20 protein-coding genes are annotated in these 25,264 nt (G+C 47.7%); 18 read left to right on the top strand and 2 right to left on the bottom strand.

Going from position 1 to position 25,264, the window contains the following annotated elements; all coding sequences use genetic code 11:
• Positions 1-4: 4 nt before the first annotated feature.
• On the bottom strand, positions 5-1,603 hold the full coding sequence (locus FYJ59_RS04230; RefSeq protein ID WP_154495440.1) for an ArnT family glycosyltransferase: 1,599 nt from the start codon (positions 1,601-1,603) through the stop codon (positions 5-7).
• Between the two features lie 236 nt (positions 1,604-1,839).
• Between FYJ59_RS04230 and FYJ59_RS04235 the strand changes: the two genes are divergently transcribed.
• The 5 genes from FYJ59_RS04235 to FYJ59_RS04255 all read left to right on the top strand — a co-directional run bounded on the left by FYJ59_RS04235 (position 1,840) and on the right by FYJ59_RS04255 (position 7,863).
• A complete protein-coding gene (locus tag FYJ59_RS04235) occupies positions 1,840-2,874 on the top strand; it encodes a sugar kinase (RefSeq protein WP_022154815.1) in 1,035 nt (344 codons plus the stop codon).
• Between the two features lie 231 nt (positions 2,875-3,105).
• A complete protein-coding gene (locus FYJ59_RS04240) occupies positions 3,106-3,780 on the top strand; it encodes a hypothetical protein (RefSeq protein ID WP_154495442.1) in 675 nt (224 codons plus the stop codon).
• On the top strand, positions 3,770-4,393 hold the full coding sequence (locus FYJ59_RS04245; protein WP_154495444.1) for an NUDIX hydrolase: 624 nt from the start codon (positions 3,770-3,772) through the stop codon (positions 4,391-4,393). The genes FYJ59_RS04240 and FYJ59_RS04245 overlap by 11 nt, the downstream gene beginning before the upstream one ends.
• A 132-nt stretch (positions 4,394-4,525) precedes the next feature.
• Complete coding sequence (locus FYJ59_RS04250; RefSeq protein ID WP_154495446.1) at positions 4,526-6,733, top strand: alpha-galactosidase; 2,208 nt, start codon at positions 4,526-4,528, stop codon at positions 6,731-6,733.
• Between the two features lie 110 nt (positions 6,734-6,843).
• Positions 6,844-7,863, top strand: coding sequence for a substrate-binding domain-containing protein (locus FYJ59_RS04255; RefSeq protein ID WP_154495448.1), 1,020 nt, complete (start codon positions 6,844-6,846; stop codon positions 7,861-7,863).
• On the opposite strand, the gene FYJ59_RS04260 is transcribed toward FYJ59_RS04255, so the two are convergent.
• Positions 7,811-8,758: a helix-turn-helix transcriptional regulator gene (locus FYJ59_RS04260; protein WP_154495450.1), complete on the bottom strand. Its 948-nt coding sequence runs from the start codon at positions 8,756-8,758 to the stop codon at positions 7,811-7,813. The two genes, FYJ59_RS04255 and FYJ59_RS04260, sit on opposite strands and share 53 nt — an antisense overlap.
• A 341-nt stretch (positions 8,759-9,099) precedes the next feature.
• On the opposite strand from FYJ59_RS04260, the gene FYJ59_RS04265 reads away from it, so the two are divergent.
• The 13 genes from FYJ59_RS04265 to FYJ59_RS04325 all read left to right on the top strand — a co-directional run bounded on the left by FYJ59_RS04265 (position 9,100) and on the right by FYJ59_RS04325 (position 25,253).
• Positions 9,100-10,548, top strand: coding sequence for an ABC transporter substrate-binding protein (locus FYJ59_RS04265; protein WP_154495451.1), 1,449 nt, complete (start codon positions 9,100-9,102; stop codon positions 10,546-10,548).
• Positions 10,549-10,640: 92 nt separating this feature from the next.
• Complete coding sequence (locus FYJ59_RS04270; RefSeq protein WP_022313615.1) at positions 10,641-11,651, top strand: carbohydrate ABC transporter permease; 1,011 nt, start codon at positions 10,641-10,643, stop codon at positions 11,649-11,651.
• A 1-nt stretch (position 11,652) separates the two neighbouring features.
• A complete protein-coding gene (locus FYJ59_RS04275) occupies positions 11,653-12,519 on the top strand; it encodes a carbohydrate ABC transporter permease (RefSeq protein ID WP_235897907.1) in 867 nt (288 codons plus the stop codon).
• 20 nt (positions 12,520-12,539) lie between these two features.
• On the top strand, positions 12,540-13,724 hold the full coding sequence (locus FYJ59_RS04280) for an AGE family epimerase/isomerase (protein ID WP_235897910.1): 1,185 nt from the start codon (positions 12,540-12,542) through the stop codon (positions 13,722-13,724).
• Positions 13,718-14,893: a glycoside hydrolase family 130 protein gene (locus FYJ59_RS04285; protein WP_154495453.1), complete on the top strand. Its 1,176-nt coding sequence runs from the start codon at positions 13,718-13,720 to the stop codon at positions 14,891-14,893. Before FYJ59_RS04280 ends, FYJ59_RS04285 begins: the two co-directional genes overlap by 7 nt.
• A 25-nt stretch (positions 14,894-14,918) precedes the next feature.
• A complete protein-coding gene (locus FYJ59_RS04290; RefSeq protein ID WP_154495455.1) occupies positions 14,919-15,941 on the top strand; it encodes a glycoside hydrolase family 130 protein in 1,023 nt (340 codons plus the stop codon).
• 50 nt (positions 15,942-15,991) lie between these two features.
• Positions 15,992-18,760: a diguanylate cyclase domain-containing protein gene (locus tag FYJ59_RS04295; protein ID WP_154495457.1), complete on the top strand. Its 2,769-nt coding sequence runs from the start codon at positions 15,992-15,994 to the stop codon at positions 18,758-18,760.
• 80 nt (positions 18,761-18,840) lie between these two features.
• Entirely contained in the window at positions 18,841-19,776 is a 936-nt protein-coding gene (gene manA, locus FYJ59_RS04300; RefSeq protein ID WP_154495459.1) for a mannose-6-phosphate isomerase, class I, read from the top strand.
• Positions 19,777-19,992: 216 nt separating this feature from the next.
• The gene (locus FYJ59_RS04305; RefSeq protein WP_154495461.1) at positions 19,993-20,730 is read left to right on the top strand and encodes a GTP pyrophosphokinase; all 738 of its coding nucleotides are present in this window, start codon (positions 19,993-19,995) and stop codon (positions 20,728-20,730) included.
• A gap of 48 nt (positions 20,731-20,778) precedes the next feature.
• The gene (gene metF / locus FYJ59_RS04310; protein WP_154495463.1) at positions 20,779-21,648 is read left to right on the top strand and encodes a methylenetetrahydrofolate reductase [NAD(P)H]; all 870 of its coding nucleotides are present in this window, start codon (positions 20,779-20,781) and stop codon (positions 21,646-21,648) included.
• 27 nt (positions 21,649-21,675) lie between these two features.
• Entirely contained in the window at positions 21,676-21,843 is a 168-nt protein-coding gene (locus tag FYJ59_RS04315; RefSeq protein ID WP_154495465.1) for a hypothetical protein, read from the top strand.
• Complete coding sequence (locus tag FYJ59_RS04320) at positions 21,827-23,602, top strand: ABC transporter ATP-binding protein (protein ID WP_154495467.1); 1,776 nt, start codon at positions 21,827-21,829, stop codon at positions 23,600-23,602. The genes FYJ59_RS04315 and FYJ59_RS04320 overlap by 17 nt, the downstream gene beginning before the upstream one ends.
• Positions 23,589-25,253 carry an ABC transporter ATP-binding protein gene (locus tag FYJ59_RS04325; RefSeq protein WP_154495469.1) on the top strand — a complete coding sequence of 555 codons (1,665 nt, stop codon included), beginning with the start codon at positions 23,589-23,591 and terminating at the stop codon, positions 25,251-25,253. The genes FYJ59_RS04320 and FYJ59_RS04325 overlap by 14 nt, the downstream gene beginning before the upstream one ends.
• The last annotated feature ends 11 nt before the right edge of the window (positions 25,254-25,264 follow it).

A 25,264-nucleotide genomic window follows, 5' to 3' on the forward strand; every position in this document is an offset into this window, starting at 1 on the left:
GAGGCTATTTAGGAACAGCAACATACCAGTCATAAAAAGGTGTCAGGGTGAAGCTGTCTTTGAACAGATTGGCCTCTGTGTAGTAAATAATATAAATACTGTCAGTGGATATGGTATCGTAATTGATGCGCGTATTGACCCGGATTCCGTCAGCGGTGGTAAAGGCGGCCGGAGCCGGGGCAACATCATAGGTAACGGTAGCCAGGTACTGGGAAGGCAATGTTTGTGTATACAGAAGCAATCTGGGCCATTGCGTTGCCTTCTCCGCGCTGATCGTAGTCAGACCGAGCGCCTTGCACTGTTCCAGCGAATACGCAACACAGTCTTCCACACCTTTGGAAAAATAAGCGTTTGTAGTTTCCGCATACTTGGTGTAATAGTCCTTTTGAAACAGAACCAGACAGATGAGGAAGAATGCAGTGGTGCAGCCTGTAAAAATCCTGCCGAGAGATTGAGACTTCCCCTTCAGGAGGCAGGAACATTCCCAGATACCGTATGCCTCGCATAAGACAAGCGGGATGTAGAGATCATTGATCTGATGCAGTCTGGCGGTGACCAGCAGCGAGGTGATTCCACCTCCCACCAGCTGGGCAAACAGGAAGAATTCCCAGCAAAACACATGCTGCCGCACAGAACGAATCAGCCGGTACAGCATACAGCCGATTCCGATCAGGATAAAGACACGGCCGATATCGTAAAATAATCCCCAGGGCAGTAGAAAGTCATAGGGACTTCCGGTATCCTGCAATAACAATAAATGCGCCGTGTTTTTGAAATTCGCATAAACAGAACTTAGGGAAAAAGCAATCTCCCCGCCGCGATACCCCTGTGTTTTGGGAATGGTGATCCAAGGTAAGGCAATCTCCGGCAACAGTCCCTGATTGACCAGGACAAATAAAAGCAATGGTAATGCCAGGACAAACAGGAGCAGAACAGACAGAACGCTGTAACGGTTGCAATGGATTTTATGATAGCGGATCCCGTAACAAACCTGCAGAGCTAGCAGGATGGGAAGCATCGGCCAGATCACTGCGTAGCAATAGAGGGAGAGACCGTAAAAAAGTGCCGAGAGCAACAGATAACGGTTGTCGTTCATGCCGCGTACGAAGAAGTACAGACCAAACATGAGAAAACCGGGAGCCATATTGGCATCCAATGCCCAACGACAGGCCATGATGTGCCAGGGACAGACGCTTAAGGCGAATAAGGCCCAGAGACCCGCAGTGCGGCCGAACATTTCTTTTACCAGACAATAGACGCACCAAAGCGTTAGAATACCTGCCATTGCCTGAGGAAGCCTTCCGAGAAAAGTAGTGGGAATTCCCTTATTCAACAGTAGGAGAGGAGTGAGAAGCCAGGAGTACATGGCACTCTGCCCATCTCCCCAGCTGGACATATAGATGGGGAATGCATAGCCTGCGGAATCCCTGCCTTCGTGTAAAAGATCATAGGAGTTCAGCAGAACAAAAGCCTCATCCTGATGGAGGCCACCGGGCACTCGGGACAGGTATAACAGACGCAGAAATGCTCCCAGTAACAGAATCAGAACCGGACAATAACGTCTGTAAAAAGTGTTACTATCGGAAAGGAATTTTGAATGCATAAAAACACCTCAATTCTTAGAATGATAATACAGATTGATTATAGCAGATATTGACGGCAAATTCAGTATTTTCGTTAAATTTTTAATTTATGTCTGGCACCTTTACCGACGCCATATATTTGTGTTATAGTACAAATGTAAAGAGAAAATGTAAGGGGTTTCAATGGCGCACTGTGAGGAACACCGGAGAGATTCCGATACAGCATTTGGCAAAAATGCAGATGGGAGTTTATATTATGGAACTGACTGAGAAAAAGGAATTTGACCTGCTCTCCCTGGGAGAGATCATGCTGAGATTATCACCGCCCGATAACGAACGTATCACCAGAGGCGACAGCTTCAGCAAGCAGGCCGGAGGTGCGGAGTTGAATGCCATCACCGGTGCGGCAATGCTGGGATTGCGCTGCGGTATCATCTCCAAGCTACCGGCCAATGACCTGGGTGTATATATTAAGAACCGTGTACGTCTCTGCGGTGTCAGCGATGACTATCTGGTATATGACGATGATAAGGATGCGAGACTGGGTGTGTACTATTATGAGAATGGTGCTTATCCGAGAAAGCCCCGTATTGTCTATGACCGTAAGAATACTTCTATCAATAAACTGAGTGTTGCGGACTATGATGACAGCCTGTATAGTGATACCCGTTGCTTCCATACCAGTGGCATTACACTGGCGCTGAGCCCCGAGCTGAGAGCAACCGCCATTGAGATGATCAAGCGTTTCAAGGCGCAGGGAGCCATCATCTCCTTCGATGTAAACTTCCGCGGCAATCTGTGGACCGGTGCTGAGGCGAAGGAATGCATCGAATCCATTCTGCCTTATGTAGATATCTTCTTCTGCTCCGAGGACACCGCACGCCTGACTTTCCTGAAGGAAGGCGATGCCAAGAGCATTATGAAGAGCTTCACGGAGGAGTATCCGATCTCCATCGTGGCATCCACACAGCGTATCGTACATAGCCCGAAGCGCCATACCTTCGGTTCTATCATTTACAGTGCCAAGGACGATACTTATTATGAAGAAGCGCCTTACACCGATATCGAAGTCGTAGATCGTATTGGAAGCGGTGATGCCTATATCTCCGGTGTCCTGTACGGACTGCTGGCACATCCCGGCGAATACCAGCGGGCACTGGAATACGGTAATGCCATCAGTGCACTTAAGAACACTATCCCCGGTGACCTGCTGTGCACTGACCTGAAGGAGATTCAGGGAATCATCAAGGAGCATAAGTCCACCGGACGCATTGCGGAGATGGATCGCTAAAGCATTTACCCTTCTTATCTGATCGAACAAATAGAAAAGACAAAGCTCTGTCATGTTAATTTAAGTGCATGACAGGGCTTTTCTGTTTATTTTTAACAAAATTAAACCTAAAATGTATTAAAAAGTCTGCTATACAAGATTAAATTAGTTTGATATACTAAAGACTGATATAGTACTAAAAGCAGGATGTTATCAGATGGAAGATTCGAGAAACGGAAGGGAGACAGCAATTTGGAAAAGGAAGACCGTATCCGGCAGAAAGAACAATGGAAACAACTGTCTCCTTCTGAAAAATGGCAGTATTTTATAGACTATTATCTGTGGGTTACCATAGGCGTGACAACGGGAATCGTCATTCTGATCTTCCTGATCGCGCATTTTGCCACCAAGACAAGCTTCGTCATGGGAGTCATGGCAGTGAATACGGACGGAGAGCACATCGAAGCCACCGGTCCGGATTATTTTACGGATTTCCTGCGGGAACACGGTGTGATGTCCAAACGGGATGTGGTAAACCTGAATTATACGATCTGGATCGATCCGAACTCGGATTCCGACGTGGATTCCACGAATCTCAGCACGATCCAGGTATTGTTCATGACCCGGTCGGTGGATGTGTTTTTTTCTGACGAAGAGTTTTTGAAGCTCATGGGCGGCACGGATTATCTGGTGGATTTAAGGGATTATCTGCCTAAGGAGCTATTGGACAGATATGAAGATCAGCAGATCAAAGTGCTAAATACCATGACGGGAGAGACGATCGTGGCAGGGATCTGGCTGGAAGATAATGCCTGGGTGCAAAAGACCGGCTGGTATGAGCACACGGCAGCGGTAGGAATGGCGGATGGCATGAAAAACCCGGAACTGGCGGTGGCGCTGTTGGAGGAAATATTGAATGCGGAATAAGGATGAAAAACATTACCGGGGCATAGAAAAGCTGACGGACAATCCGTTTTTAAATCTGTATCATATCGATGCACTGGGGCGGGACGGCATGCCGTTTCACTATTATTTTGCTTCCCGCAATGGTGAGGATAATATCAAACATAAGACTCATAGCCTGCGCCCCGAAGGTATGGCGGTCTATGCGGTAACGGAGGATGGACAACGTCTGGTACTGGTGCGGCAGTACCGTTACCCCATGGACGATTATCTCTATGAACTGCCAGCAGGATTGATCGAGCCGGGAGAGACGGCTTCGGAGGCTGCCTGCCGGGAGATGATCGAGGAGACCGGTTGGGAACTGAAGGTATATGAAGGCGGGGAGCCGGCATTCCGCAGAGGCTTTTTTCTGGCGCAGGGGCTGACGGACGAGAGCGGTAGTATGATCTTCGGCACGGTGACGGAGCAGGTGGGACAGCAGATGGAGAACACTGAGGATATTCAGGTGATCCTGGCGGACAGACAGGAGGTACTCCGGATCCTGAGACAAGAGCGGGTATCCATGCGCTGCGGACTGATGCTGATGCAGTTTTTGAAGGCAGAAACGGAAGCACCATTTGATTTTTTACATTTGTGACAGATATATCAACAGAAAGCATAAAAGACAGGGGAGCACTTGCCGCTCGGAGAAGTTTGGAAATGACGATTTTTGGAAAGCGGATGCTGATTTTTAGAAAGATTTTTATTCCGGAAAGAAAGAGGTAAAAGTATGGCAATCAGATACATAGAACAGGACAGAACCTTCTGGCTGGATACAGAACACACCAGCTACATCATGGCTGTTGTGGATGAGGAGAATTTTGTGGGGCATGTATACTACGGGCAGAAATTGCAGTATACCGAAGGCACACCGGCACCGGTATATCTGATGCGCACCGGAGAAGCACCTTTTGTTCCTTCCAAAAATAACAGAGAACGGGTCTCTTTTTTGGATTCCTTCCCTATGGAGTATCCGGGGAACGGGTTAGGAGACTACAGAGAGAGTGCTGTCTCCATCCGGACCGTGGGAGGACATGTGGGAGTGCAGCTAAATTACGTCTCCCATGAGATCGTAAAGGAGAAGCCCGCGCTTCCCGGGCTGCCTTCTACTTTTCCGGGAGAGGAGGATTGCGACACCCTGATCCTGCACCTGGAGGACCAGACGACCGGTTTGACGGCAGAACTGATCTATACTACATTTGAAAAAGTAGATGTGATCACCCGCAGTGTAATCCTGAAAAATACAGCAGAACAGCCGATTTATCTGACAAAAGTTATGTCTGCCTGCCTGGATCTGGATTGCACGGATGAAAAGTATGACATCCTTACCTTGCACGGTTCCTGGGGGAGAGAACGTCAGATGGAGAGGAGAAGCCTGATGCATGGTAAGCAGAGCGTTGGGTCTGTCAGAGGAGAATCCTCCCACCAGGAGCATCCGTTTATCGCATTGCTGTCAGAAAATGCGACGCAGGATACCGGTGAAGTCTACGGCATGCATTTTGTATATTCCGGTAATTTCCTGGCACAGGCAGAGCTGTCACAGTTCGACTCCATCCGTATGACTATGGGGATCCATCCGGAGAATTTTGTATGGAAACTGGAGCAGGGAGAAAGCTTTGCTGCGCCCGAAGTAGTAATGACTTATTCTTCAGAGGGGCTTAGTGGTATGACACATCATTATCATGATATGTACCGCGAGCATCTGATCCGTGGAGAATACCGGGATAAAAAGCGTCCGATCCTGATCAATAACTGGGAAGCTACGTACTTTGATTTTAACACCGATAAATTATTAAAGATTGCAAAGCAGGCATCAAAGCTTGGGATTGAAATGTTGGTCATGGACGATGGTTGGTTCGGACACCGTAATGATGACAGCACGAGCCTGGGTGACTGGAAGGTCAATGAGCAGAAGCTGCCGGGAGGTCTGAAACTTTTGGTGGATCAGGTAAATGCCATGGGACTTAAGTTCGGTATCTGGTTCGAACCGGAGATGATCTCGCCGGATTCGGATCTGTACAGAGAGCATCCCGACTGGGCAATCTCCATTCCGGGTCGTGTAGGAAGCCTGTGCCGGAATCAGTATGTACTGGATCTGTCCCGGAAGGAAGTCAGAGACCATGCTTTTGAAAGCGTGGCGGCAGTGCTGCACAGCGCCAATATCGAATATGTGAAATGGGACATGAACCGTCAGCTGTCGGATCTCGGAAGCATGGATCTCCCTGCAGACCGACAGGGAGAATTGTATCACAGATATGTGCTGGGCTTATATGAGATGCAGGAGAGACTGCTTGCGGAATTCCCTCATCTGCTCTTAGAAAATTGCTCCGGGGGTGGAGCGAGATTCGATCCTGGCATGCTGTATTACAGCCCGCAGATCTGGTGCTCCGATGATATGGATGCAATTGAGAGACTGAAGATTCAGGAAGGAACGATGCTGCTGTATCCATTATCCACCATTGGAGCACATGTGTCGGATTGTCCGAATCACACGGTGGGCAGAAGCACACCCTTCGAGACGAGAGGTCATGTGGCATTGGCGGGTACCTTCGGCTACGAGCTTGATATCACGAAGATTCCTGAGGAGGACAGGCAGCAGATCCCTGCACAGACCGCTATGTATCACAAATACAACGATCTGATCCGCAGGGGAGATTACTGGCGGATCGCGTCATATTTAGAAAACGGCAGCTACGACTGCTACATGGTAGCTTCCAAGGATAAAAAGGAAGCGCTGATAACTTATGTGCAGGTATTATCAAGACCGAATTTTCACAGCAGAAGAGTGCGTCTGAAAGGATTGTTACCGGAAAACCGCTACCGCATAGAGGAGACCGGAGAAGTAATCGGCGGTGATGTGCTGATGCAGGCCGGCATGTTAATAGCACCTTTGTGGGGTGACTACCGCAGCAGGCTGATCCATTTGACTGAGGCGTAAAACTGGGCAGGAGCATGCTTTGACATAAGATTTTCAGATTACTAAGATTTAAGTAGGGTTGATGATTTGACGGAGATGACAATGAAAATAGCGATAAGGAGTACACGAATATGGCAAAAGCGGTAAAATTATCAGACATCGCAGAACGGGTAGGAGTCAGCACGGTAACAGTGTCAAAAGCACTGTCCGGACAAAAAGGCGTCAGTGAGGAAGTAAGGGAAAAAATCCACAGTATTGCGGAAGAACTGGGTTATCAGCAGCCGTCAGCGGCAAGAAAAAGTCAGAACCAGAAGAGCTACAATATCGGCATTTTGATCTCTGAGAGATTTTTGGATAAATATGAGTCCTTTTACTGGCAGATGTATCAGTCGGTAGCTACCAGAGCCACAGCAAAGGAATGCTTTACCATGCTGGAGGTCATCGGAATGGCAGAGGAAGAGAATGGCAGATTGCCGAAGCTGGTACAGGAACGCAAGGTGGATGGCATTATCGTCATTGGTAAAATGATGGATGATTACCTGCAGCATTTGAATACAGAAGCTGGGATCCCTGTGATCTATCTGGATTATTATAACGGAAGGGAAGCCAGTGATTCCGTGATCTCCAACAGCTACTACGGAACCTATGAACTGACCTATTATCTGTACCGGATGGGACACCGTAAGATCGCTTATGTAGGAACCCTGCTGGCCACCGAGAGCATTACGGACCGATATTTCGGTTATCAAAAGGCTCTTTTAGAGCTGGGACTGGAACAGAAGAAGGAATGGGTGCTGGATGACCGTCATATTGAGACCGGCAAGATCGATACGGTGAATATGTTACAGCTTCCGAAGGATATGCCTACCGCGTTCGTATGCAACTGCGATCTGACCGCGAGCCTTCTCATTAAGAAGCTGAAAGAGAACGGATATCGTGTACCGGAGGATATCTCAGTGGTTGGCTTTGATAACTATCTGTATCCGGGCCTCAGTGACGTCCGTATCACGACGTATGAAGTAGATATGGGAGAGATGGCGAGAAGAGCCATTCATAATATGATCAAGAAAATCACCAGTGATAATTTCAAAGGGGGAGTCACCGTGGTGGAAGGCCGCCTGGTGCTGAAGGACAGTGTGTCTCACGTATAGACTGCGGCGCGTTCTGCCGGTAGACAAAGGGTGTGACACCAGTGTGCTTTTTGAACAGGTGGATGAAATGATTGGTATTGTCGATGCCTACCATAGACCCCACCTCATGAATCGGATCATCCGTAGATAGGAGCAGCGATTTAGCTGCTTCTATTTTTTTCTCTTGCAGATATTGCAGCGGAGAAGTATGGAAGGCGGCGGAGAATTCCCGGCACAGGCGGTAGCGGCTGATCCCCAGTGTCTGCTCAAAATATTCCAGAGAGTGATTTTCCACATAGTTTTCCTCGAAATCCGCTTTCATGGACAGCAGATAGGTAGGAACAGGTCTGGCATCCCGGGAGACGGACAGGGCAGACAATGCCAGCTCCGTGAACATGCCGGTCAGTTCCCTGTGAATCTGTAGCTGCTCTACGGGGGTCGGAGTAAAGGGAAATTTTGTTAGTTGCTGCATACGCTGTGAGACACAGGAACCGATGGGAATCGGATAACAACAGGTAAAATTAGCTTCAAATATGTTATAATAAGAAGAAAGTTCCCTTCCACTTAAGAAAAACATCTGAAAGCGCCACTTTCCCTGCAACAGTCGGAGGGAGAAGCCCTGACTGCAATCTAAGAACAACAGATGCTCGCGATCCAGGACCACCTCACTGCCCTGAGTGGCAAGGAGAGCACTACCCTCTAAGGTGTAGAGCAACAGATAAGAAGGAAATGGGTTCCATTCATAATAAAAGGGATCCAAGAGGCGGAATTCTCCACCTGCCAGAGGCAGTAAAAAGCCTTTGTCTTCCAGGGATACTTTGTAGATCTGTCCCAGGAGGATCTCTGGGGAACGTTGTCCCTCCACATCAGAGGAAGTGTGCTTTAATGCGTTAAGAAAAGTGGTGGAAATGTTCATAAAAAAGCCCTCTTAAACCTATTTATTACAAAAATTAATTTAGCCTGAACCCATTATATACGATTTGTTAACTTCTTTCAATGTAAAATAGTACACAAAAAGCAAAATTAACTTAAATTACTAGTTAAATTAAGCAAAAACAATAACTAAAGTAGTGCAAAATATACAAAATACATATTATAATCTTGTGAAAATAGAAGATAATAACGAAAAAAACAAGAATGTGAGATTAAAAACAAGAATAATTGATGATTAATTAATACAATCAAGTATAATTAAATTAAGTTACAAAACAACAAACATCATCAAATGTAACAAAAATTATTAAGGAGGATTTCATTATGAAGATGAAAAAGTTTTTAGCTCTTTCCACAGCATCTGTCATGGCATTGTCCATGGTCGCATGTGGAAGCACCGACAACGGCGCAGCTGAGAGCACCGCAAGCAACACACCTGCAACAGCAGAGGCTTCCACCGTGGCTGCTACGGAAGCAGACGAGACAACCGGTCTGAATTACGCAGAGCTTACTTTGGGTGAGGATTACACCGACATTACCACGACCATTAAGGTCCTGACTAACCGTACCGACCTGTTAGAGGACGGCGCAGCAGTTCCTTTCCAGACTTACATTGATGCATTCAACGAGATGTATCCCAACATCACTGTTGATATTGAAGGTATCACCGACTATGCAAGTGATACGCTGCTTCGTCTGCAGGGTGGTGACTGGGGCGATGTTATGTTTATCCCCGCAGTTGACAAGGCTGACTTAAGCACATACTTCCTTCCTCTCGGAACTACTACCGAGATGGACGGACAGCTGAACTACTACAACCAGATGTACGAAGGCACTGTATACGGTGTTCCTTACACCGCAGGTGTTAGCGGTGGTATCGTATATAACAAGGCAGTATTCGAAGCAGCAGGAATCACTGAGATGCCTAAGACTCCCGAAGATTTCATCGCAGCATTAAAGCAGATCAAAGAGTATGACAGCTCCATCATTCCTCTGTACACCAACTACGCAGCTGGCTGGGCAATGGGCGGCCAGTGGGATCCCGCTATCAGCGGCAGTGCTACCGGAGACAGCACTTATATGAACCAGAAGTTACTGCACACAGCCAATCCTTTTGCTGATCCCGGCGACGGAACAGGCGCTTACAACGTATACAAAGTAATGTACGATGCAGTTGCTGAAGGCCTTACCGAGGAAGACTACTCCACCACGGACTGGGAAGGTTGTAAGGGTATGATCAACAATGGTCAGATCGCTTGCATGGTTCTTGGCTCCTGGGCAGTTCCTCAGATGAAGGAAGCCGGCGATCATGGCGATGATATCGCTTATATGCCGTTCCCCATTACCCTGACCAGTGGTAAGCAGGCAGCATCTGTAGGCCCTGACTACAGCTTTGGTATCAATGCTAATACCACCGAAGATAATCAGGCAGCAGCTCTGTGCTTCGTTAAGTTCATGGCAGAAGAATCCGGATTCTCCTATGACTGTGGCGGACTTCCCGTTGCTATCAAGGATACCAGATTACCGGATTTCTATGCAGCATTCAAGGGTATCGACTTCGTAGTGGATGAGCCTGCGATCGAAGGCGAAGAGGATCTGTTAAACGAGCTGAACGCTGAAAGTGGTCTTAACATCAACAACAACGGTGAGACCAAGATGCAGGAGCTGGTAGAGTGTGCAGCAGATGGTTCCAAGACCTATGATGAGATCATCGACGAGTGGAACGAAGAGTGGACTTCCGCACAGGAGAGCTGTGGTGTAGAGATCCAGTAATTAATAGGTAACTAACTTAATCTTCTGAAGTGAGAGGGAACCATTTATCCGGTTCCCTCTTATCTAAGAGAGAAGGGTATGGAGGTATTTCGATGAGTGCAGAGACAATGAAGAAAACAAAAAAACCCTTCAGCATGAAAAAATGGGTAAAGAGCAGGAACGGACAACAGACCATCGTCATCCTGTCCTTCATGATCATTCCCCTGCTTTTGCTGTTCGTGTTCACCTATCTTCCCTTTGGAGAGATGGTAAAATTCAGTTTTTATAAAATGAAATATGCTACCCCGGTAGACAAAAGACAGTTTGTAGGATTCCGGAATTACATTGATGTATTTAAGAAAGATGAATGCTTCAGTGCTTTGAAGCTGAGCCTTTATTACATGGCAGGCGCAATGGTGCAGCTGGTACTTGCGCTGTACCTGGCAACGATCCTTAGCTTTAAGACCAAGTTTGGCAATATGTTCAAGGGATTCATGTTCTTCCCTTATCTGATCAGTGGTATTGCCATTGGATTTATTTTCAAATTCTTCTACACCAGAGGATTTGTATTCGATACGGTATTACAGTGGTGTGGATTTAACTTAGAAAGTCTTCCGTTCTGGCTGAAGGACAAGAGTGTTAACAATATCTCTCTGGTGGCTTCCTCGGTATGGCGTTATTACGGCAACAACATGGTACTCTTCATCGGTGCCATCATGTCCGTGGACTCCGAGATGTACGAGGCAGCAGAGCTGGACGGTGCCAATAAATTCCAACAATTTATACATATTATCTTACCCAGCATCAAGACCATCGTTACACTGAATGTGATCCTGTCTATCACAGGTTCCCTGAGTGCTTTCGATCCTCCCTACGTTATCACCAAGGGTGGCGGCGGAACCGCAACCTACTTCGTATTGATGGACAAGATCGCACATACTAATCAGCAGGTAGGTCTGGCGTCTGCTATGGCGGTGGTACTGTTACTGATCATTTTTGCAGCAACAATTTTACAAAAGCTTTTCTTCAAACTGGTATTTAGAAGCTCCGATGCGGATAATGAAGAATATACCAGAAGAAAACGGCTCAGAAGAGAGAGAAGATGGAAGAAGGAGGCAGTGTAAAATGGCAAAGATGAAAACTAACCACAAACATTACAGCGCAGGCGCTGTCATCTGGATCGTTATTAAGTATTTCAGCCTGGTATTCTTCTCCTTCGTGGCACTTTTGCCCATCGTATCCTGCGTCATCACGGCGTTCAAGACCGATGCAGAGTACCAGAGCACCAATGTAATGACCCTGCCGGAAAGCTGGCTGAACTTCCAAAACTTTATTGACGCTTTTAACCGCGCCAACATGGGCAGAGCATATCTGAATTCAGCGATCATCCTGGTATTTGTACTGTTAGGTTCCGTCCTGGTGGGAACACAGCTCTCTTATGTACTGAACCGGTTCAAGTTTCCTGGTAACGGACTGATCCGCAGCCTGTTCCTGTTCGCAACCCTCCTTCCCGGAATTGCCATGCAGGTATCTGTGTACCAGATCATGAGTAACCTTGGATTTATCAATCATCTGTATGGTTATATCATTATGAGTATGGGTACGGATGTTATCTCCATCTACATCTTCATCCAGTTCATGGAAAACATTTCGGTATCGTTGGATGAATCTGCATTTATCGACGGAGCCTCCTATTTTACCATTTACTGGAAGATCATTCTTCCGCTTCTGAAACCCGCTATCGTAACTTCGATGGTGCTTAAGGGAGTAGGCGTATATAACGAGTATTATTGCGCCAGTCTGTATCTGCAGGACAAGAGGACTCTCGGTGTGGTAGCAACCTCCCTATATACCTTCACCGGACCTCTTGGAAGCAAATACAATCTGATCTGTGCAGGTGTACTGATGTCTCTGCTGCCCGCTCTGATCGTATTCCTGCTCTGTCAGAAACAGATCTACAGTGGAATCACCTCCGGCGCTGTCAAAGGTTAATACAAAGGAGAGCGCGTAACATGATGAACACAGAAATAATGAAAATGCGGGAAGAAATTAAAAACCACCTGACAGAAGGGATCATTCCCTTCTGGAAAGGTATGAGAGATGACGAATTCGGTGGCTATTACGGCTACCTGGATTATGATCTGAAGTTGGATAAAAAAGCAGAAAAGGGCTGTATCCTGAACAGCAGGATCACCTGGTTCTTCTCCAATGCATATACACTGTTAAAAGACGAAAGTCTGCTTGATGAGGCAAAACACGGATACGCTTTCCTGAAAGACTATTGTCTGGACAAAGAATACGGCGGAATCTACTGGTCCTTAAATTACGACGGAACACCGAAGGATACTACAAAGCATACGTACAATCAGGCATTCTGCATTTATGCACTGTCCTCTTATTATGAGGCAAGCGGTGACGCAGAAGCCCTGGAGCTGGCGAAAAAGCTGTTTACTCTGATTGAGACTACGTGTATGGATGAGGTGGGATATCTGGAAGCATTCACCAGAGACTTTAAACCGGAATCCAATGAGAAATTGTCGGAGAACGGTGTCCTGGCAGACAAGACCATGAACACCCTGCTTCATGTATTTGAAGCTTACACGGAGCTGTACCGGGTATCCGGTGATCTGAAGGTGAAAAGACGTCTTTTGTGGATCATGGATCTCTTCGGGGAGAAGATTTATAATCCGGAGCTTCACAGACAGGAAGTATTTTTTGACAAGCATTATAATAGTATTCTGGATCTGCATTCCTATGGTCACGACATCGAGACCGCCTGGCTGATCGACAGAGGCTGCAAGGTACTGGATGATCCGGAACTGACGCAGAAGATGTATGTCATCACCAAAGACCTGACCGCGCAGATCTATGAGGTGGCATTTGACGGACACTCTCTCGCAAACGAATGTGACAGAGGTGTCGTGAATGTACACAGAATCTGGTGGGTACAGGCAGAGACTGTGATCGGTTTCTTAAACGGCTACGAAAAAGAACCGGAGAAGATGGAGTATCTGGAAGCTGCTGAGAAGGAATGGGCATTTATCCGGGATCATGTGATCGATAAGAGAGCTGGTTCCGAATGGTTCTGGGAAGTGGATCCGGAAGGCAATCCGTACCCCGGCCGTCCTATCGTGGAGCCTTGGAAGTGCCCCTACCATAACGGCAGAATGTGCATGGAGGTTATGAAGAGATGTTAGAGCGTTATTACATAGAGAAAGAGAAGCAGGAGAAATTGCTTTCCCGTAAAAACATAAAGTCCGATTTCTACAACGGTATTTATGACCGTTATGAATATCCGGTTCTGACCAGAGAACATATTCCCCTGACCTGGAGATATGATCTCAACCCCGAGACCAACCCTTATTTCATGGAGCGTCTGGGGATCAATGCGGTCATGAATTCCGGAGCCATTGAATTAAACGGCAAATATTATCTGGTAGCCCGTATCGAAGGTAACGACAGAAAGTCTTTCTTTGGTGTGGCAGAGAGTGACAACGGTGTCGATGGATTCCGTTTCTGGGATTATCCCATTCTGTTAGATGATACCTGTCCGGAAGAGACCAATGTCTATGACATGCGTCTCACCAAACATGAAGATGGTTACATCTACGGTGTGTTCTGTTCCGAGAGCAAGGATACCTCCGTAAATGATCTGTCCGCAGCAGTAGCGGCTGCAGGCATTGTAAGAACTAAAGACTTAAAACACTGGGAGAGACTGGAGAATTTAAAGACCCTTCGTTCTCCCCAACAGAGAAATGTAGTGCTGCATCCGGAATTCGTGGATGGCAAATATGCATTCTACACCAGACCGATGGATGATTTCATCGAGACCGGAAGCGGCGGAGGAATCGGTTTCGGACTGTGCGACGACATTACCCATGCAGTCATCGACGAAGAGCGGATGACCAGTCTGCGGAAATATCACACCATTACCGAAGCAAAAAATGGTGCGGGAGCTACCCCCATCAAAACAGACAGAGGTTGGATACATATCGCACATGGAGTACGTAATACCGCAGCCGGTTTACGTTACGTTATTTATGCTTTTGCCACGGACTTAAAAGACCCGGCAAAAGTGATTGCAGAGCCTTCGGGTCTGCTGATCGGTCCCAGAGGGGAAGAGAGAGTGGGAGATGTTTCAAACGTAGTATTTACCAATGGCGCAATCGCAAATGAGAAGGGGGAAGTCTTTATCTACTATGCATCCAGCGATACCCGCATGCATGTGGCAACGACTACCATAGATAAGCTTGTGGATTATGTATTCCACACCCCTTCCGATCCCGGAAGAAGCGTGGAGTGTGTGGCACAGAGATGTGAACTCATCCGCAGAAATGAAGAGTTCTTAAAACAGGAAGCAAGATAAATAACGCAGAAATGAGGTAACTCGAATGAGCAAAGTTAAGATGATCAGCCCTGCAGTACCTAATGTACCCTGGCAGGATAAACCCGAAGGCCATACCGGAGCACCGGTATGGAGATATAGTGAAAATCCTATCATTGGCAGAAATCCCGTAGAAGGAGTAGCCAGAATCTTCAACAGTGCGGTAATGCCCTATGGCGATGAATTTATTGGCGTGTTCCGCGGTGAACAGGTCAACGGTATTCCCTATATTTATTTAGGACGCAGCAAGGATGCTATCCACTGGGATTTTGATAAGAATAAGATTCAGTTCGTAGATGAAGAAGGCAAGCCTTTCATGCCGATTTACGCATATGATCCCAGACTGGTAAAGGTAGAAGATACCTACTATATCATCTGGTGTCAGGATTTCTATGGCGCAGCCATCGGTATTGCGAAAACCACGGATTTCAAGACATTCACCAGAATCGAGAATCCGTTCCTTCCCTTTAACCGTAACGCCGTACTGTTCCCCAGAAAAGTACATGGCAATTTCATGATGCTGTCCCGCCCTTCCGACAGTGGACATACGCCTTTCGGTGACATCTTTGTCAGTGAGAGCCCCGATATGGTATTCTGGGGCAAACATAGACACGTGATGGCAAAATCTTCCGAATGGTGGGAATCTCTGAAGATCGGTGGCGGAGCGGCACCTATTGAGACCTCCGAAGGATGGCTGTTATTCTACCATGGTGTCAGCGGAACCTGTAACGGTTATGTCTATTCCATAGGTGGAGCAATCTTAGATATTGACAACCCGTCCATCGTAAAATATCGTTGCGAGAATTTCCTTCTGACTCCCGAAGAATGGTATGAAGAGAGAGGATTCGTGCCGAATGTATGCTTCCCCTGCGCTACCATCCATGATTCCGAGAGTGGCAGGATCGCCATTTACTATGGCGCAGCAGACAGTTATGTAGGACTGGCATTCACGACCATTGACGAAGTGGTTGACTATATTAAAGAACACAGCGTGGTCAGCACAAGTGATACGGAAGAAGGCAGAAGATAGAATCAAAGGGCCCGCGGAGAGCGGGTCCTTTGCGGTTTTGGAGACAGCGTATGATGGAAAAAGAGGAATTATATGCCAGAATCGAAGAACTGGAAAGAGAACTGGCAGAAGAACGTATCAGGAGGAAGATTACCGAGGACAATTCCGACTGTGCGCTGTGGGAGTATGAAATTGCAACAAAAAGATATGTGCTTTCGAGAAAACTCGGGGGAAAATGGAGCACAACAAATATGGTCATCGAAAATTATCAGGAGCAGATGCACAAATGGGGATTTGTACATCCGGATGACTGGTCTGCTTTTGATGCCTTTTGTGAGGCAATGGACCGCGGCGATGAGCATATTTCCTATGAAGTCAGACAAGTCAGTGATGAATCGGTATTTGTCTGGTTCCGTTATGTAGGGATTCCGGTCTATGATAAGGATCATAAGCCATATAAGATCATGGGGAAGACGCTTGATATTACAGGAGAAAAAAAGAACCAGGAGCTGCTGGAACAGAAGGCAGAGAGGGATTCCCTGACAGATCTGTACAATAAGGCGAAAATGCGTAAGCTGGTGGAAAAGCATATCCAGCAGGCCGATGACACAGAAGGAGCTTTTCTCATCATTGATATTGATGACTTTAAAACGATCAATGACACTTGCGGACATTTATACGGTGATGAAGTATTGATCAAAATTGCCAATACGATTTTGATCAGTGCAGGCATGGAGGATTATGCAGGCCGCATCGGTGGAGATGAGTTTTGTGTATTCTGCCGTGGGAAAAATGTGGGACAGCATGCTGTGGAGACAGCAGAGAGAATATCCCGTATGGCGGATCAGATCCAGCTGTCAGGCAGACGAGTGACTTTAAGTATGGGAATTTCCCGATATCCGGAGGATGCTTCCTCTTATGAGGAACTGTATCAAAAAGCGGATCAGGCGCTGTACCGGGTAAAACGAAGCGGCAAAAATGCATTCAGCGTGTACGACAAGAACTATAATTATGTCGATTATACCTTAGAACGGAAAGGAACAGACCGGGAGACCGGTCTCTGGCAGGAGCTGGAGAAATATTATAAAGGACGTCAGTGGACGGAAACGGAAAGTGAAATTCTGTCTACTATGACGCGGATGATGGAAAGCTATCTGAACCATGAAGAATATGCAGGGAATGTCAGAGAGCGGGAAAAGGATACAGAAAAGGATACAGAAAAGCCGGAACCGTACATTGCCGGAATGGAGACAACGGAAAGTTTTTCGATAAAACTGGAACAGATCCTGCCCTGGCAGGACGGTCAGTATGCAGAGGTATTTCTGGGCATCCGGGATTACGATGAGATTTCCGCGAAGATGAGTGAGGAAGTGAAAAACAGCCTTCTGTACCATCTGGGGACACATATTCAAAAGCACCTGAAAGGACAGGAAATGGTGTGTCATTTGAAAAAGGATGAGTTCCTATTGCTATTGGATAATCATGTGGAAGCAGCACCGGAGAAGATCGGTCACATTATGATCATGTTTGAAGCCATGATCGGGGATAAATATCCGGATGTTCCCATCAAGCTTTACGGTGGAATTTATTATCTGGAATCCAGGGGATACCGTCCGGAAGAGATTTTCCGGATCAGCAAGACATTGAAAAACAAGGCAAAGCGTTATTGCACCGTGGAAAACAGTATTTATGAAAACCGAAAAAGTGCGGGAAATGTTATTGATAAAGAGGCCGGTATACTGAACAGGGGGAATCTGACGCGGCTGAAGAGCTTCCTGAACCGTGCAGCCAAAGGGGAGAGACTGACGGTGGGATTCATCGGCGGATCCATCACGCAGGGATTCGCAGCGACGGAGCCGGATCAATGCTATGCTGCAAGAACTGTTGCATGGCTTCGGAAAGTGTTCCCCAATACGGAATTCGATTACGTGAATGCGGGAATCGGAGCTACCAATTCCCAGTTCGGTGCGGCGAGAGTGCAGGAGGACCTGCTGCGCAGACTGCCGGATCTGGTCATGGTGGAGTTCTCTGTGAATGATCATTGCACACCCCATGATATGGAGACGTATGAAGGACTCATACGGCAGATTTACGGCAGCAGAAGCTGTCCTGCAATGGTATTGTTGCACAGTGTTTATTATGATACCGGTAAAAGTGCGGCATACTATCATGCGCAGATCGGGAGACATTATGATCTGCCCTGCATCAGCATGCAGAACAGCATCTATCCCGCTGTGGCGGCCGGAAGACTGCCGGCAGAGAAGATTACGGCAGATTTCCTTCATCCCAATGATCTTGGGCATGAATTCATGGCATCTGTGATCACGAATTTCCTGGAAAAGGTAATCCATGATAAGACGGTAGAGCAGCGGGAGATTTTCCCGGTCCCGCTGACAGAGAATGCCTATGAGCATTGCGTGAGACTACAATATTTTAATTCCACACCGGAGAAGAGCGGTTTTGAAGAAGATATGACACCGCAGAGAGACATCACGGATATTTTCCGTAACGGATGGAGCGCCGGTGAAAAAGGAGCTTATCTGGAGTTCGCTTTTCGGGGAACCGGTGTCGCCGTGCAATACCGCCGAGTGAAGGACGGACCTGCACCCATTGCCACGGCAGTGGTGGATGAGAACCCTGAGACGGCGTGCGTGTTGGACGGAACCTTCGATGAGACCTGGGGAGACAAAATGCAGCTGACAACGGTGGCAGAGCACCTGCCTTATGGGGAACACCAGGTACGTGTGGAGATCACGGAGACCCATGCGGAAGACAAGGCAGAGTTCTATCTGGTGTCGGTGATCGTGTCCGGGGTGAGGGAAGAAGGTAACACGAAATGATTGACAGCACCGTAATGTTGAGCTATTAGTATAAATAAAAATGTATCACGGACAGATTCAAGGAAAGCAGGAACAGGAGCATGAATAAAGATATTATATTTTTAAATCCGGTGTGTACTCACAACATCTGGGGCGGCACCCGGCTGAACAGAGAATTCGGTTACCCCATTGAGGGAGATGACATCGGGGAGTGCTGGGGCATCAGCGCTCATCCGAGTGGAGATGGTACCGTGAGAAACGGAGCCTTCCAGGGAATGAAGCTGTCAGAACTGTGGGAGAAGCACCCCGAGCTGTTCGGAGACGCGGGAATGGATCGTTTTCCGCTGCTGGTCAAGATCATTGATGCGAAGGACGACCTCAGCATTCAGGTACATCCGGATGATGCGTATGCGAAGGTTCATGAGAACGGATCCCTGGGTAAGACCGAGTGCTGGTTCATCCTGGATTGCAAGGAGAATGCTACGCTGGTAGCCGGACACAATGCGAAGACGAAGGAAGAACTGGAGCAGATGATCCATGAGGGCAGATGGAAGGAATTTATCCGTGAGATCCCCATTAAGCCCGGGGATTTCATCCAGATCGATCCCGGTACCGTGCATGCCATCAAGGGAGGAACTCTTCTCTTAGAGACCCAGCAGAGCAGTGATATCACTTACCGCGTGTATGATTACGACAGATTGAGCAACGGCAAGTCCCGACAGTTACACATCGCACAGAGTATTGATGTGATCACGGTTCCCGCAAAATCCGTGGACAACAGTGTGGTGCATACCGAGAAGAAGGATGATGCCATTCAGCAGCTGATCCGGTGCCCTTACTACACCGTATATCGTATTGATGTGGAGCATCGCGTGGAGACCTGGCAGGATAAGCCTTTCATCCTCATGAGCGTGGTAGAAGGCGAAGGCACCCTGAATGGTACTCATTTAAAAAAGGGCGATCACCTGATCCTGCCCGATGGCTATGGAAAGGTAGAGTTACAAGGCAGGATGCAGATTATTGCATCCACTATTTGATCTATACTTTAATCAATCTACGCAACAGACAGTCCCTTTGCATTTCGGAGCAGGGGGGCTGTTTTTTGTTATACTTGACTAAAAAATATGGTTGTGGCAGTAACTATTGTAAGATATAATACATTTTGGGAGAGAATTTCTGAGAAGGTCTTATAGAAAGGAATAGGACCTTATGCATAATACACTGAAAAAGAGCTGTAGATAGAAGGAATAAAAATGGATACCATCAGAGGTAAATTTTTGAAGCAACATTTACTCTCAGACGAGTTTTTGGATCTGATCGAGAAGAATAAGCGCCCCATGGACGAGCTGATGTCTTATTATCAGTGTGCCATCATGGAGGTAGAGACGAAATTTAAAGTATTGAATCAGGAATATTCTCTGGAATATGACCGTAATCCCATTGAGGGCATCAAGACCAGAGTGAAGTCCTACGACAGTATCCTTAGGAAGATCCGCCGGAAAAATATTCCCATGACGTTGGAAGGCATTGAGGAGAATATCCGTGACATCGCCGGTGTCCGGGTCATCTGTTCGTTTCCGGATGATATTTATGAATTGGCGGAGAGCTTTTTACGTCAGGATGACATTACCCTGATCGAGCGCAAGGATTATATAAAGAATCCTAAGGAGAGCGGTTACCGCAGCCTCCATCTGATCGTGCAGGTGCCGATCTTTTTACAGAATACGAAGAAACTGGTCTATGTGGAAGTGCAGTTCCGTACGATAGCCATGGATTTCTGGGCGAGCCTGGAGCACAAGCTGCAGTATAAGAAAAACATTCCGGAAAGTCAGTCGAAGTTTTTAAAGGATGAGCTGTATGACTGTGCACAGCAGAGCGCAGCGCTGGATAAGCGGATGCAGAATATCCGGAATGTCATTGCGGCGAGTGAGACCGCAGAAGAGGAGAAACAGGATTTTCTGCCGATCTTTTTGCGGGAAAACAAAGGGTAATTACGTAGCCTGAAGGTATGTAGATGATGGAAAGGCGAGAAGAATTGTATGAAGATCAGAGATATTTTGAATAAAGATACAGCAACGATCTCTTTTGAGGTATTTCCTCCGAAGAAGAGTACGGATTTCGGAAATGTGGAGGCAGCAGCACTGGGGATCGCGGCATTGCAGCCTGCTTATATGAGCGTGACTTATGGCGCCGGCGGCAGTACCAAGGGACATACCATTGCTTTGGCAAGAGCGATTCAGAAGCAGTACAATGTGCCTACTGTGGCGCATCTGACCTGTGTCTGCGCTGACAGGAGCAGTATCGGCGCAGCTCTTACAGAAATGCAGGCAGCAGGGATCGAGAATATTTTAGCTCTGAGAGGAGATATTCCAAAGGATTTCGACGGAGAAGTATTTACAGATTTTACGCACGCCTCCGATCTGGTGCGTTTTATTAAGGAAAACGGAGATTTCTGCGTAGGAGGTGCCTGCTACCCGGAGGTGCATCCCGATTCTGCTAACAAAAATGCGGATATTCAGGGGCTGAAGGCGAAGGTGGATGCCGGTTGCGAATACCTGACGACCCAGATGTTCTTCGACAACAATATCTTCTTCAACTTTATGTACCGTGTGCGGGAAGCTGGGATTATCGTGCCCATCGTTCCCGGCATCATGCCCATCACCCGCGGCGTGCAGGTGAAGAATGCCGTAAAACTGTCCGGCTGTAATGTGCCGGAGCGCTTCAAAAATATCGTAGACCGTTTCGGTGATAACCCGGAAGCCATGAAACAGGCAGGTATCGCCTATGCCACCGATCAGATCATCGATCTGCTGGCCAACGGCGTAAAACATATCCATGTCTATTCCATGAATAAACCGGATGTGGCAGCCGGGATCCAGAGGAATCTGTCGGAGATTCTGAAGGCCTGAGATAATGAACGCAGGTGAGCCAATACATTGACAGATGAAAAAGATGTACTATTATCTAAAGCAGAGGATAGTACATCTTTTTATGTAGTGCTGAGGAAAGAAGCAGAATTGATGGGTGACGTGAGAAGGACAGGATTTGTCAATGCGGAAAAATGCGTGGAAGAAGGAGCAGGAGAGGATGAAACAGATATCTGAGGCAGTGAAAAAAGATCAGATCCTGTATTATTTCAAAACCCAGTGGCCGGTGCTGCTGGCAGTCACGTTCTCCGGCCTGATCTATAACCTCGGACTTCTGGCAGGACCGTGGTTCGAGGGTCGGATGACGGGATGCCTGGTAGACATTCTGGGTGGGAAAGCAGGATACCAAGATATGCTGGTGCTGGTGACCGCATATGTGATGTCTATTGCCATCGTGCAGATCTCCCGTTATATCAAACGTTTTTATGTCAGACGATTTGCTAATAATGTAAATCGTGACATGAAAGAGATCCTGTACCGCAGCCTGGTGCACAGAAGCCGTGCCGAACTGGAAGAAGAGGGTGTCGGAAATGTGATGACCAAGGCAATCCTGGATGTGGACGACTGCGCGGAGGGTATGCGGAAATTTACCACAGAGATTTATGATACCGGTGTGGCACTGGCAGCATATGTGGGAATGCTGCTATTTTATGACTGGCGGCTGGCAATCTTAGGTATGCTGTTTTTACCGGTATCTTATGTGCTGGCGGAGAAGATGAAGCGTAACGTGCAGCGTACCGGAGCGGCATATAAGGAACAGTCCGGAGATTTAAGTGCCGCAACACTGGACAGAGACACTAACGCTATCACTTACCGTGTCTATGGCAGAGAGGAAGAGCGCAGGCAGGCTTATGAAGCGAACCTTACCGATTATGAAACATCTGCTGTGAAGACCAATATCTGGAGTACTGCGTTCCCCCCGCTGTACCGGATCATCTCCATGACAGGAGTATTGTTTATCTTGTATTTCGGCAGCAAAAATGTGCTTGGAACCGGCTGGAAAATATGGGATGTGGCAGCCTTTACCACTTTTTTATCCTGTTTTTTGAAGTTAGCCGTGAAATCTTCTCATGCCGCGAAGCTATTCAATGCAGTACATAAAGCCCAGGTCTCCTGGAAGCGCATCAAGCCACTGATGAAGGAAACCACTTATGAGGACGACAGCCTGGTACAGGAGCCGGGAACGCTGGAAGTATCGGATGTAAGCTTCGCTTATCCCGGCGGCGAGAAGATCTATGAGGACTTCAATCTGTCAGCCACTCCGGGACAGATCATTGGTGTCACCGGCGCAGTGGCGTGTGGTAAATCCACATTGGGAAAGACCTTCCTCTGTGAATACCCTTACGAAGGAAGGATCTGTTTTCACGGCAAAGAATTATCCGCGATGACCAAGGCAGAGCAAAACGGCATGGTGGGATATTTAGGACACGATCCGGAGCTGTTCAATGATAGTGTCCGTAACAATATACTACTGGGCGATGATGACGATCCGGAGAAGTATCTGAAGGCAGTCTGTTTCGACGGTGAGGTGGCAGAGATGGAAGAGGGTATGGACACCATTGTGGGAAATGGTGGCGTCCGACTCTCCGGTGGACAGGCACAGCGGCTGGCATTGGCGAGAACCCTGTGCCATAAGCGTCCGGTCCTGATCCTGGACGATCCTTTTTCCGCACTGGATCGCAAGACGGAGGAAGAGGTTTTTGCCAATCTACGGAAGCTGGTAGCAGACAGTATCGTGATCCTATTGTCCCATAGGCTGTATCTGTTCCCTGAAATGGATCAGGTGCTGTGGATGGAGGGTGGAAAAGTGACCGCAGGAACCCACGAACAGATCCTTGAAAAGTTCCCGGAGTATGCGAGACTGTATGAAGCACAGGCGGATGGCGCTGATGCACACAGTACGCAGGAGGGAGGTCCGGATCATGCAGAAAAATAAGAGACAGAATGTGAAAAATGTCCGCAGCGTGATCCGGCAGACTGTGACAGGCTATGCAGGGTTGTCACTGGGAATCGTGCTGGCAGTCGCAGGTGCCATTGTAACCGCGCTTTTGCCGCCCTGGATCCTGGGAAATATCGTGGATACGATCACCGCAGGAAACGCAGTTCCGGTTGCATTGGTGATACTGTATTTTACTTTTACGGTGCTCACCGGGCTGACCGAAAGCCTTCGGGAAGGTCTGCTGACGGTCTTCGGTCAGAAGATCACCCACGCACTGCGGAGCAGCATGATGGAGAAATACACGAACCTGACGGCAGGGGAACTGACGAAACAGGAGCCCGGTACGATCGTATCCCGGTTCGTAGGAGATGTGGATACGGTGGAGAACCTGTTTACCTCCGGAATCATCAGCATGTTCGCCGATGCCTGTAAGATTATAAGTATCCTGGTGGTGATCTGGTTAAAAAACAGAGGACTGGCGATCGTACTTTTGATCCTGCTGCCATTTCTGTATTGGTTCACCAGGACGGTGCAGAAAAACATGCTGAAAGCCCAGATCGAGAACCGTCGTGCTGTGGGCAGAGCCTCCGGACATGTGCCGGAGACGCTGCACAATATCCGCACCATTCATACGCTGGGAAAAGAGCACTATATGGAGGAACGGTATGATGAATATATTGCGGAGAGTTATCGCGCGGTAGATCGCACGAATTTCTATGATGCTATTTATTCCCCGGTGATCCTGATCCTGAATGCTATCGTGGTGGCGGTTGTGATGCTGTTTTCTGCCTCCGGTAATGCGAAGGTGCTGACACTGTTCGGCATGTCTGCAGGTACAGCGGTAGCGTTAATTAACTATATCTCCCAGATCTTTACCCCTGTGGAGAGTCTGGGAATGGAGATCCAGACCATACAGTCCGCCGTTGCGGGCGTGCACCGGATCAATGAATTCTATGCGTTAGAGGAAGTGCCGGAGAAATATTCCGGGCAAAAAACGGCAGAACCACAGAATAGACTGGAAAATCCTTTTGTGGAATTGCAAAACGTGACCTTTGCTTATGAGGATGACAGCCGTAAAATCCTGCATCACTTAAGCTTCCAAGTGTATCCCGGAGAACAGGTGACGCTGTCCGGAAGAACCGGGGCAGGGAAGAGTACGGTCTTCAAACTGTTGCTGGGACTCTATCAGCCGGGAGAGGGTAAAGTGCTGATTCAGGGAAGAGATGCTTTTCAGATTCCGGAAAATGAAAAGCGCAGCCTGTACGGCTATGTGGAGCAGACTTTTCACAGGGTACCCGGTACCGTGAAGGATCAGATCACGCTGTATGACGATTCTTTTACTATGGAAGAGGTACGGGAGGCTGCAAGAATTGCGGGACTGGATGCAACGATAGAACAGCTGGAAAAAGGCTATGACACGCTCTGTACTTCGGAGATCTTCTCGCAGGGGCAATGGCAGCTGTTATCCATTGCCAGAGCCGCCGTGGCGAAGCCGAAGCTCCTTCTGCTGGATGAGATTACGGCAAATCTGGATGCCCAGACCGAAGAAGAGGTGCTGCAGGCACTGAAGAGGGCTTCCGAAGGACGTACCGTAATCTCGATTTCGCATAGAGTGAACGCGGAGACAGGACGGATCATTGACATATAATAAGAACAACC

Source organism: Waltera intestinalis (genome assembly GCF_009695995.1).
GTDB classification, from domain to species: domain Bacteria; phylum Bacillota; class Clostridia; order Lachnospirales; family Lachnospiraceae; genus Acetatifactor; species Acetatifactor intestinalis.